Here is a 10,912-nt window from a genome sequence, read left to right on the forward strand (position 1 = left end):
TCGGCGTGGGCATCGTCGAGGAGGACGTCGCCCGTGTGCGGGCCGCCACGGACTTCGTCGAGGTGGCGTCCGAGCACCTGGCCCTCAAGCGGGTGGGGCGCCGGTGGGTCGGCCTGTGCCCGTTCCACGCCGAGAAGACCGCCTCGTTCTCGATCAACGCCGAGCTCGGGCTCTACCACTGCTTCGGCTGCCAGGCCAAGGGCGACGTGATCACCTTCGTCCGCGAGGTGGAGCACCTCGACTTCGTCGAGGCGGTGGAGCGGCTGGCGGCCAAGGCCGGCATCGAGCTGCGCTACGACGAGGCCCGCGAGGGCAGGGGCCGCCAGCGCCGCACCCGGCTGATCGAGGCCGTCGAGGCAGCGGCCGAGTGGTACCACCAGCGCCTGCTGACGGCCGCCGACGCCGCCCCGGCCCGGGCCTACCTGCGCTCGCGCGGCTACGACGGCGACGTCGTACGGGCCTTCCGCCTGGGGTGGGCGCCGACGGACTGGGACGCGTTGGCCCGGGCACTGCGTCTCCCCGACGACGTGCTGCGCGACACCGGGCTCGGCATCGTCAACCGGCGAGGCCGCCAGCAGGACAACTTCCGGGGCCGGGTGATGTTCCCGATCTTCGACGCCGCCGGCAAGGCGGTGGCGTTCGGGGGCCGGGCCCTGCCGGGCGCCGACGGGCCGAAGTACAAGAACTCCCCGGAGACCCCGCTGTACTCCAAGAGCCGTACGCTCTACGGCCTCAACTGGGCCAAGAGCGAGGTGGTGAGCACGGGCGAGGTCGTCGTGTGCGAGGGCTACACCGACGTGATCGGGTTGGCGGCCGTGGGCGTGCACCGCGCCGTCGCCACGTGCGGCACCGCCCTGGCCGACGAGCACTTCCGGATGCTCAAGAACTTCGCCCGCCGCATCGTGCTCGCCTACGACGCCGATGCCGCCGGCCAGGCCGCCGCCGAGCGCTTCTACGACTGGGAGCGCCGCTACGAGATCGACCTGTTCGTGGCCGCCCTGCCCTCCGGCTCCGATCCCGGGGAGCTGGCCCGTCGGGACCCAGACCGGCTCACGGCGGCCGTCACGGAGGCCGAGCCGTTCCTCCGCTTCCGCGTCGAGCGGGTGCTGGGAGCGGCCGACCTGCGCTCGCCCGAGGGACGGGCGCGAGCGGCCGAGGCCGCCATGGCGGCCATCAGCGAGCACCCCAGCGACCTCGTGCGCGACCAGTACCTGATGGAGGTCGCCGACCGCTGCCGGATCGACGCCGAGCGCCTGCGGCGAGGGGTGGGGCCCCACGGCCGGGCCGCCCGCCGGCCGGCGGCCACGGCGACGCCTCGGCGGGACTCCGGCGGCCCCGAGCTCGAGGCGCTGCGCCTGGCCGTCCACCGGCGCGACGAGGTCGTCGGCCGCCTGCACCCGGCGCTCTTCGCCGACGAGCGCCACGGCGCCGTGTTCGAGACGATCGCCCGGGCGCCCACCGTCCACGACGCCATCGCCGCCGCCGACCCGGGTACCGCCGACCTGCTCCAGCGCCTGGCCGTGGAGGAGGCGACGGCTGACGTGGACGACGTGCTGTCGCAGCTCCTCCGGCGGGCCGTGGCGCGGGCTGTCTCCACCTTGGAGGCCGACGCCCGTGCCGCGCCGGAGCAGGCGCTGGCCCTGTCCGCCGCCGTCGGCTGGCTGAAGGTCACGGTCGAGGACCTCCCCGATCCTGACGCGGCCGACCGGTTGGTAGATTGGCTGGTGCGCTGGTCCGAGGAGGGGGGGTGACCTACCCCGTGCCGGAGGGCGTCCCCGAGGAGGCGTTCTCCCGGTTGCTCGACACCGGTCGCCGGCGCGGCAGCGTGAACGCCGACGACCTGATGACGGTGCTCGACGGCGTGGAGCTGAGCGCCGACCTCATCAACTCGGTCGTGGCCCGCGTCCGCGCCGAGGGCATCCACTACGACGACGCCGAGGACGTGTTCGTCACCGCCGACGAGCCGGTCGAGGACGACCTGGCGCCGGTCGACCTGGTCGACCCCGACGCGACCGCCCCGGGGGGCCTGGTCGACGAACCCGTGGTGGAGGTGCTCGCACCCTCGGCACCCGCCCGGCCCGCGCCCCCCGGTCGCCCCCCGGCGGCGGCGCCGGCCGGCGCCGCGCCTGCGCCCGAGTTCTCCGAGGCGGAGGGCGTGGGCGGGATCGGCGAGGACCCGGTCCGCATGTACCTCAAGGAGATCGGCAAGGTCCCGCTGCTGACGGCGGCCCAGGAGGTGTTCCTGGCCCAGCGCATCGAACGCGGCCTGCACGCCGCCGAGCAGCTCACCGAGCTCGAACGGGAGTACGGGGGGCGCCACCTCGTCCCCACCGACCTGCGGCGGCCGCTCGAGCGGGCGGAGGGCGACGGCCGGGTCGCCACCCAGCAGCTCATCAACGCCAACCTGCGGCTGGTCGTGTCCATCGCCAAGCGCTACCGGAACCGGGGGATGCTGTTCCTCGACCTGATCCAGGAGGGCAACCTCGGGCTGATGCGGGCGGTCGACAAGTTCGACTACACCAAGGGCTTCAAGTTCTCCACCTACGCCACGTGGTGGATCCGCCAGGCCATCACCCGGGCCATCGCCGATCAGGCCCGGACCATCCGCATCCCGGTGCACATGGTGGAGACCATCAACAAGGTCGGGCGCATCCAGCGCCAGCTCGTGCAGGAGAACGGCCGCGAACCCACGCTCGAGGAGCTGTCGGCCCGGGCGGAGATGTCGCCCGCCCGGGTCCGCGAGGTCCTGCGCATCGGCCAGGACACCGTGTCGCTCGAGCAGCCCATGGGCGACGAGGACTTCAGCCTGGGCGACGTCATCGAGGACCAGTCGGCCATCGTGCCCGCCGACGCCGCGGCCAAGGCGATGCTGATCGAGGCGGTCAAGCAGGCCCTGGCCGAGCTGTCCGATCGCGAGCAGCTGGTGGTGCGGCTGCGCTTCGGGCTCGACGACGGGCAGGTGCGCACCCTGGAGGAGGTCGGCAGGGAGTTCGGCGTGACCCGCGAGCGGATCCGCCAGATCGAGTCGAAGGTGCTGGCCAAGCTGCGCCACCCCATCCGCAGCCAGCGCCTCCGCGACTACCTCGACGAGGAGTAGCGGGGCGGCGGGCCGCGTCTGGGCCGCGGGCTACACCGCCGGTGGCTCGGTGCGGAAGTAGGGATCGGTCGTCGTCGGTGCCGACGGCTCGGCCCCGTTGGTGCGGGCCGAGTCGATCAGGTCGGTGGCCTTGTCCACGCCGGCGTCCACCACCTCGCGCGCCCGCTCGGTGGCGACCTCGTACGCCTCCGACCGCTTCAGCTTGCGGATGGCCGAGTTGATCTGCTCGTAGCGCTCCCGGCCGGCCATGGAGCCGAGGTAGTAGCCGGAGGTGAAGCCGATGGCCAGTCCCAGTCGGAATCTCATGGCCCGTTCCTACCCCGGCCAGGGGATCCCGACAACCGGGTCGTCCCCCCCGGCGTCGTCGAAGCCCTTCTCCCGAGGGCCCCGGCGCTCTACTCTTCGTTCCGGGAGGCGAGCGAGGGGGGACGAGCGATGGCGTCGCGATCGGGGATCGCCGGGTTGGTTGCAGCGGTGGCGTCGGCGGCGAGCCTGGCTCCGGGCGTCGTGGCTGCCGATGCCGGCGGCCGCGCCAACGGCCGGTACGAGGTCTGGGCGATCGACCAGTCGAACTCGCCCGGCCGCACCTACGGGGGCACCCTCTACGTGTGGGACGGCGAGAAGCTGGCGAACGGGTCGTCGGTGGACGCCCCCGAGACCGTCGACCTCGGCGGGCCGGCGGCGGCGGCCTGCCTGGCGGCCACCGGGGCGAACCCCGTGCGACCGCACATGGTGGCCTTCAACGCCGAGCACACCCATGCGGTGGTGTCGTTCGTGGCGTCGGGCCACGTGCTCCTCCTCGACGCGGCGACGCGGGAGGCGCGGGCGTGCGTCCGGACCTCGCCCGGCGCCGGCGGCGCCCGCCAGGCCCACTTCGCGGCTCCGTCGCCGGATGGCGCCTATGTGGTCGTCGCCAACCAGAACGGCAAGCTGCTCGAGCGGGTGGACGTCGACTACGCGGCGAACACCTTCGCCCTGAACCCGGCGGCGACCATCGACCTCGCCTCGTGCACCACACCGAACGGCGCAGCCTGTCAGGACGCCGCCCTCCGCCCGGACAACGCTCCCATCTGCCCGGTGGTCGAGGCGACCAGCCGTCACACCTTCGTGACCCTGCGGGGCGGCGGGATGTTCGTCGTCGACAGCGCCGCCACACCCATGCGCATCGTCGCCGAGTACGACCGGGCGACCGTCCACCCCAACGGCTGCGGGGGTGCCGAGGTGCCCGCCAGGCGGCACGGGCCGGGGAAGATGTACGTGAACTCGGGCGGCGGGACGGGGCCCAACCTGTTCGAGGCCGACCTGTACGCCTTCCCGGTCACCGGCTTCTCGGCCGCCAACCCGCCCAACACGCCGGCGCCGTCGGTGGTCCTCAGTGAGGACGTCGAGGGGGCCGATGCCCACGGCGTCGTGCTCACCAAGCACGGCCGGGAGCTGTGGATGGCCGATCGTGGGCGGAACCTGCTGTGGGTCGTGGACACGGCCACCGACCAGCTCGTCGACCGCCTGCCGCTGGCCGGCGACGTGTCGGCCGACCCCACGCCCGACATCCTGGCCGTGGCGCCGCCGGGCAACCACGTGTTCGCCTCCCTCCGCGGCCCCAACCCGCTCACCGCCGACCCGCACGTGAGCACGGGCTCCACGCCCGGCGTCGGGGTCCTGCGGGTCGTGAAGGGCGGGCACGGCGCACAGTTCGAGCTCGTGGCGCGCGTCTCCAACGTGGACGCGGGCGGGGTCGAGCGGGCCGACGTCCACGCGCTCGCGGTGCGATCGACGGGGTGACACCTCCGTGGCCGTCGGGCATTCGCCGAGCGCAGCAGGGACGTCTGTGCGGGTCCCGGAACGAAGGGAGCAGCCCTTCGGTGAGTTGGAGCACGTCGTGACCGGAGCACCGACGGCGGCGGAGGTGGCGACGTACTGCCCGTTGTGCGTCTCGCGGTGCGGCGCACGAGCGACCGTGGCGAACGGGACCTTCACGCTCGGCCGAGACCCGTCCCACCCGACCGGGAAGGCGCTGTGCGTCAAGGGAAAGGCGGCGCCCGAGATCACCGCCCATCCCGACCGGCTGCGGTACCCGATGAAGCGCACGGCACCCAGGGGCGCGCCGGACCCGGGCTGGCAGCGGATCACCTGGGACGAGGCGCTGGACACGGTCGCCGAGCGGCTGCGCGGGCTGGCCCGTGACCACGGCCCCGAGTCGGTCGTGTTCAGCTCGGTGTCGCCGTCGACCTCGGCGATCGTCGACTGCGTCGACTGGATCCAGCGGCTCCAGCGCGCCTATGGAAGCCCGAACCTCGTCACCTCGATGGAGCTGTGCGGCTGGGGACGCTACCTCGCCTCGCTCTACACCTACGGAGCGTCGGTACCCGGCGAGTACATGCCCGACCTCGACCGGGCCGGGTGCATCCTGTTCTGGGGCTACAACCCCGTCGTGTCGCGGTTGGCCCACGCCACCGCGACCAGGGCGGCTCTGCGCCGGGGAGCGAAGCTCGTCGTCGTCGACCCACGGCGGGCCGGCCTGGCCGCCAAGGCGGATCCTTGGCTGCGCGTACGCCCCGGCACCGACGCCGCCCTGGCGTTGGCGATCACCAACGTGATGATCGAGCGGGGCTGGTACGACGAGCCGTTCGTCCGCCGCTGGACCAACGGCCCACTCCTGGTCCGGACCGACACGGGGCGTCTGCTCCGCGCCGGCGACCTCGCTACCGCCGGCGACCCGGGCCACCACGTCGCCTGGGACGAGGTCGCGGGGCAGCCGGTCGTCCTCGACCCGACCGCGCGCGGCTCGGACGTGGACGACCACAGCCGTCTGGCGTGCACCGGGACCATCGAGGTCCCGACCGTCGACGGAGCGGTGGCCTGCCGGCCGGCGTTCGACCTGGTGGCCGAGGAGTGCCGGAGCGTGTCGCCGGCGGTCGCCGAGGAGGTCACCGGCGTCCCCGCCGCGGACATCGAGCGCACCGCCCGGATGCTGTGGGAGCACCGCCCCGTGGCGTTCTACACCTGGAGCGGCCTGGAGCAGCACAGCGGGACGACCCAGATCATCCGAGCGGTGAACCTGCTCTACGCGCTGACCGGGTGCCTCGACGTGCCCGGCGGCAACGTCCTCTTCACGCCCGTACCGACGAAGCCGGTCGCCGGTTCAGAACTGCTCGACCCGTCGCAGCGAGCCAAGGCGATCGGCGTGGGCGACCGCCCCCTCGGGCCGGCCCGGTTCGAGTTCGTCACCGGCGAGGACTTCTACACCGCGGCGCTGGACGGCCGCCCCTACCGGGCCCGCGGACTGGTGAGCTTCGGCTCGAACCTGCTCCTGGCCCACGGCGACAGCGCGCGCGGGCGTGAGGCGCTCCGGGCGCTCGAGTTCCACGTGCACCTCGACCTGTTCCCGACCCCGACCGCCGAATCGGCCGACATCGTCCTTCCGGTGACCGCCGCCTTCGAGGCCGAGGGCCTGAAGGTCGGCTTCGAGGTCTCGCAGGAGGCCCAGTCGCTGGTGCAGTTGCGCGCCCCGCTCGTCGCGCCCGTGGGCGAGGCCCGCTCCGACATCGAGATCATCTTCGACCTGGCCACCCGGCTCGGCCTCGGCGAGCAGTTCTTCGACGGCGACGTCGAAGCGGGGTTGGCGCACCACCTGGAGCCGAGCGGGGTGTCGCTGCGGCAGTTGCGCGACGACCCGGCGGGGGTCCGCCTGCCGCTCGAGACCCGCCACCGGAAGTACGCCGTCGCCGATGAGGACGGCGTACCGGCGGGGTTCGACACGCCGACGGGGCGGATCGAGCTGTACGTCGAGGACTTCCTCGAGGTCGCCCAGCCGCCCGTCCCCACCTTCACGGAGCCCCTCCTGAGCCCCCGGTCGCGCCCCGACCTCGCCGGTGAGTTCCCACTCGTGCTCACCTGCGCGAAGGCGTTGCCCTTCTGCGAGACCCAACACCGCCAGGTCGCCGCCCTGCGTCGCCACGCGCCCGACCCCCAGGTCGAGTTGCACCCCGACACCGCCGACCGGCGGGGCATCGCCGAGGGCGACTGGGTCGAGATCGCGACGCCGAGGGGGAGCGTCCGTGCCCGCGCCAGGCTGAACGACACGCTCGCGGCCGGCGTCGTGTGCGGCCAGCACGGCTGGTTCGAACCGTGCGAGGAACTGGGGCTCCCTGGTCATCCGCCGTTCGGTCCCGGCAGTGCCAACCTCAACCTGGTGCTCAGCCAGACGCCGAGCGACCCGATCAGCGGCAGCTCGCCCCTCCGGGCCCAGGTCTGCGAGGTCAAGCGCCTGACCGGGGATCAGGCACCACCTGGTGAGGGTGGCGACGGGCGGGTCAGCGTCCCCAGCCGCACAGGTGCCCCAGCTCCCGCAATCCGTTGACGGCCGACCCGGTGTTGGCCCGGGTGGCTGCACGACGTGTCGGCGGCCATGAGAACCTGACCGGAGACGGCCAAAGAACTGAACGCTGGCGGCCACGAGAACTGCGCGGTGGCGGCCACCAGATCTGCTTTTCCGATTGACCGTTGCTCCGGTGGGTCCACCACCTGAGCGCTCCTCCCCGGTGTGCTGAGCGTGCTCAAGCACCCAGCCACCGAGGAGGAGCACGTGAAGTCTGACGAGGAGATCATGGAGATTCTTGAAGCGTTCGACCTGACCCGCAGTTTCCGGGATGCCGGCGAGCTCGCCGCCTGCTCACCCAACACCGTCGCCCACTGGGTGGCGGCCCGCGATACCGGCGCCCTGGACGTGCCGGCACGGCGTGACCACCTGATCGACCCGTTCCTGGCCAAGGTCGAGGAGTGGGTGGAGGCGTCCAACGCCAAGATCCGCGCCGACATCGCCCACGACAGTTGGTGGCCCTCGGCTACACCGGATCGGAGCGCACCACCCGCCGTGCGGTGGCCGCAGCCAAGAAGGCCCACATCGCCGGGCACCGGCGCATCTACCGGCCGTGGGTGCCCGAGCCGGGCATGTGGTTCCAGTTCGACTACGGCGACGGCCCGGTGGTGGCCGGGAGGCGCACGTGGCTGTTCTGCGCCTGGCTGTCGTGGTCGAGGTTCCGGGTGGTGATCCCCATCCTCGACAAGACGCTTCCGAGCGTCATCGCCTGCATCGACGCCGCCCTGCGCCGCTTCGGCGGGGTGCCCACCTACGCATTGACCGATAACGAAAAGACGGTGACGACCGCCCACGTGGCCCGCATCCCCATCCGCAACCCCGAGATGGTCTCCGCTGCCCGCCACTACGGCCTGACGGTCGCCACCTGCGTGGTGGCCGACCCCGAGTCCAAGGGCGGCTCGGAGGCGACGGTGCGCATCGCCAAGGCCGATCTGGTGCCGACCGAGGCCAACCTGTTGCCCGCCTACCCGAGCTTCGCCGCCATGGAGCAGGCGTGCGAGGCGTTCTGCCACGACGTCAACGACCGGGTCCACCGCTCGACCCGCCGGGTTCCCGCCGAAATGGTGGCCGAGGAGCGCCGCCGGCTCCATCGCCTGCCCACGACGCCCTACACCGCCACCTTCGGGGTGACCCGCACCGTCGGGATCACCACTCCGGTGATCGCCCACGAAGGCGGTGAGTACTCGGTGCCGCACCGCCTGCGCGGCGAGGTGGTGTGGGTCCGGGCCCACGGCGACGACATCGTGGTCACCCACGTGGGACCGGCCGGCGCCGTCGAGGTGGCCCGCCACGAACGGACCACGCCCGGCAACCCCCGTCACGTCGATGAGCACTTCGGGCCGACACCGGAGGGGCCGCTCAACCGCACCCCCAGGGCAAGAAGTGCTGCGGAGGCTGCGTTCCTGGCCATCGGGGCGGGGGCATCGTTGTGGCTCACCGAGGCGGGTGCTGCCGGGGTGGCCCGGCCCCGGCCGAAGATGGCCGACGCCGTTGCTCTCGCCGCCCTGCACGGCACCGAGGCGGTGGACTGGGCCCTCGGCCATGCCGCGGTCATGGGCCGCTTCGCCGAGAGCGACCTGGCGGCGATCATCGCCCACCACGCCGCCGCCGGCCCCGGCGACGTGCTGCGAGCAGGCGAGGACCACACCCTCCAGCCCGGCACCTCCGCCTGGGAAGGCTTCGGGAGATGACGGCGCCGGCGCGCTTCGACGATCAGCTCCTCGCCGCCGAGCTGGCCGACCTGCTCGACTTCGTGGCCGACTTCCTGGCCAAGGCCGAGGGTCCGCTCCTGCGGATGGACTTCGCCGACTTCACCTCCAGTGGCTATGACCTCGACGAGCTGCGCGCTGCTCTGCGCCGCTTCGCCGGCTGGCTCGCCGGCGAGGGTTTCGCATGAGGACGCCGGAGCCGCCGCCGTTGGCCGACGACCTCGAGGCGTTGTTGCGCCGCCTGCGCCTGCCGCACATCCGACGCGCTGCCCCCGAGGTCATCGCCACCGCCCGGGCGCAACGCTGGGAACCAGCCGAGGTGCTCAAGGTCCTCTTCGGCGAGGAGCTGGCCGGAAGGGAGCGCTCCTCGCTCGCCACCCGGCGGGCGGCCGCCACCTTTCCGACCGGAAAGACCTTCGAGGCGTGGGAGCCGGCGGCGTCGTCCATTCCCGCCCCGACCCAGTCCGCCCTTCGCACCCTGGAGTGGGTCCGCCGGCGGGAGAACCTGGTGGTGTGCGGGCCGTCCGGCACGGGCAAGACGATGTTCCTCGAGGCGCTGGGGCAGCTGGCCGTCGAGGCCGGCATGAAAGTGGCCTGGTTCGCCCTGGAGGACCTCGGCGCCCTGGTGCGCCGCCACCGGGCCGACGACACCGTCACCCGGGCCGTGGCCCGCATCCTGCGCTCGGAGATGGTCGTGGTTGACGACATAGGACTCTTGCCGGTGAGTCCCGACGCGGCCGAGGGTCTCTACCGCCTGGTCGATGCCGCCTACGAGAAGCGCAGCGTGGCTGTCAGCTCCAACCTGCACCCCTCAGGCTTCGACGAGCTGATGCCCAAGACCCTCGCCGGCGCCACGGTCGACCGGCTCCTGCACCACGCCCACGTCTGCGTCACCACCGGCGACAGCGTGCGCCTTCAGCAGGCCACGACCGGCAAGGGGGTGGTGCCTCTCGGATGAGCACGCGCAGATCTGGTGGCCGCCAGCGCGCGGTTCTCATGGCCGCCAGCGCGCGGTTCTCCTGTCCGCCTCCGCGCGGGTTCTCGTGGCCATTGACAACGACGAGCCACGACGCGCAGCAGGGAGCGCTCCCAGCGAGGGATGAGATCGCCCGAGATGGCCTATCGTGGCTTCCGTGACCTTCCGCATGGCATCTTCCGGCTCGTGAGAGGGCCGAACGCCATCCTCTGTGGCACCGCTGGGCAAGCGTTCGGAGCGGCGCCGATGCGGTAAACCCGCAGGTCACAGGCCGGTTCCTTCCGGGGTAGCTCAATTGGCAGAGCATCTGACTGTTAAGCGAAAAGCCGTAAACGGTGTGCTGACCTGCGGTTTTGCCTCAAAATCGGGTCCGAAATCGGCTCAGTTATCCGCTGTAACGGGGTCTGTCAGCGGCGTTTACGGCGGCCTGATTCCCGCTAGCCCGGGGGGACGGGCGCCGGCCAGGGCGGTCAAGGCCGGCCGTCAGGCCGCCCGCAGGGGAAGCCTTGACGGCCCGGTGTCCGGCCCGCCGGCACACTGGGAGAGGAAGCCCGCCAGGGCTTCCTGGTCGCCCCTGCCGGTCCGGCGTCGCGTCGAAGGAGCGCTCAGCTGACGGTGGACCGGCCGGCGGTCCGGAGGCGCTGGCGCTTCTACCGCACCGCCGGCGGCTCGACGCCGGTGCGTGACTTCCTCACGGGCGCCACCCTCCCCACCGACGACCGAGACGAGATCCTCGCCGCCATGAAGGACGT

7 protein-coding genes and 1 pseudogene are annotated in these 10,912 nt (G+C 72.5%); 7 read left to right on the forward strand and 1 reads right to left on the reverse strand.

All coding sequences use genetic code 11. The features are described 5' to 3' along the window. Positions 1-5 precede the first annotated feature (5 nt). Both dnaG and rpoD read left to right on the forward strand, forming a co-directional pair. The gene (gene dnaG / locus VM242_04860) at positions 6-1,751 is read left to right on the forward strand and encodes a DNA primase (protein ID HVM04483.1); all 1,746 of its coding nucleotides are present in this window, start codon (positions 6-8) and stop codon (positions 1,749-1,751) included. Further along, positions 1,748-3,097 carry an RNA polymerase sigma factor RpoD gene (rpoD, locus tag VM242_04865; protein HVM04484.1) on the forward strand — a complete coding sequence of 450 codons (1,350 nt, stop codon included), beginning with the start codon at positions 1,748-1,750 and terminating at the stop codon, positions 3,095-3,097. The genes dnaG and rpoD overlap by 4 nt, the downstream gene beginning before the upstream one ends. Positions 3,098-3,127: 30 nt before the next feature. Here the strand turns inward: rpoD and VM242_04870 are convergent, their stop codons facing one another. Then, on the reverse strand, positions 3,128-3,403 hold the full coding sequence (locus VM242_04870; protein ID HVM04485.1) for a YtxH domain-containing protein: 276 nt from the start codon (positions 3,401-3,403) through the stop codon (positions 3,128-3,130). Between the two features lie 129 nt (positions 3,404-3,532). On the opposite strand from VM242_04870, the gene VM242_04875 reads away from it, so the two are divergent. From VM242_04875 to istB, 5 genes and pseudogenes are all read left to right on the forward strand, one after another. Next, positions 3,533-4,879: a hypothetical protein gene (locus tag VM242_04875; GenBank protein HVM04486.1), complete on the forward strand. Its 1,347-nt coding sequence runs from the start codon at positions 3,533-3,535 to the stop codon at positions 4,877-4,879. A 124-nt stretch (positions 4,880-5,003) separates the two neighbouring features. Then, positions 5,004-7,457, forward strand: coding sequence for a molybdopterin-dependent oxidoreductase (locus VM242_04880; protein ID HVM04487.1), 2,454 nt, complete (start codon positions 5,004-5,006; stop codon positions 7,455-7,457). Positions 7,458-7,682: 225 nt separating this feature from the next. Further along, positions 7,683-9,166: pseudogene (gene istA, locus VM242_04885) on the forward strand (IS21 family transposase). Next, a complete protein-coding gene (locus VM242_04890) occupies positions 9,163-9,372 on the forward strand; it encodes a hypothetical protein (protein ID HVM04488.1) in 210 nt (69 codons plus the stop codon). The pseudogene istA and the gene VM242_04890 overlap by 4 nt, the downstream one beginning before the upstream one ends. Continuing rightward, on the forward strand, positions 9,369-10,142 hold the full coding sequence (gene istB, locus VM242_04895) for an IS21-like element helper ATPase IstB (GenBank protein ID HVM04489.1): 774 nt from the start codon (positions 9,369-9,371) through the stop codon (positions 10,140-10,142). The genes VM242_04890 and istB overlap by 4 nt, the downstream gene beginning before the upstream one ends. The last annotated feature ends 770 nt before the right edge of the window (positions 10,143-10,912 follow it).

Source organism: Acidimicrobiales bacterium (genome assembly GCA_035540975.1).
In the GTDB taxonomy this organism is placed as follows: domain Bacteria; phylum Actinomycetota; class Acidimicrobiia; order Acidimicrobiales.

Bases quoted from the DNA above. Each gene is read 5' to 3' on its own strand.
- VM242_04870 (HVM04485.1), bottom strand. From the start codon at position 3,403: ATGAGATTCCGACTGGGACTGGCCATCGGCTTCACCTCCGGCTACTAC.
- VM242_04875 (HVM04486.1), top strand. From the start codon at position 3,533: ATGGCGTCGCGATCGGGGATCGCCGGGTTGGTTGCAGCGGTGGCGTCG.
- VM242_04890 (HVM04488.1), top strand. From the start codon at position 9,163: ATGACGGCGCCGGCGCGCTTCGACGATCAGCTCCTCGCCGCCGAGCTG.
- istB (HVM04489.1), top strand. From the start codon at position 9,369: ATGAGGACGCCGGAGCCGCCGCCGTTGGCCGACGACCTCGAGGCGTTG.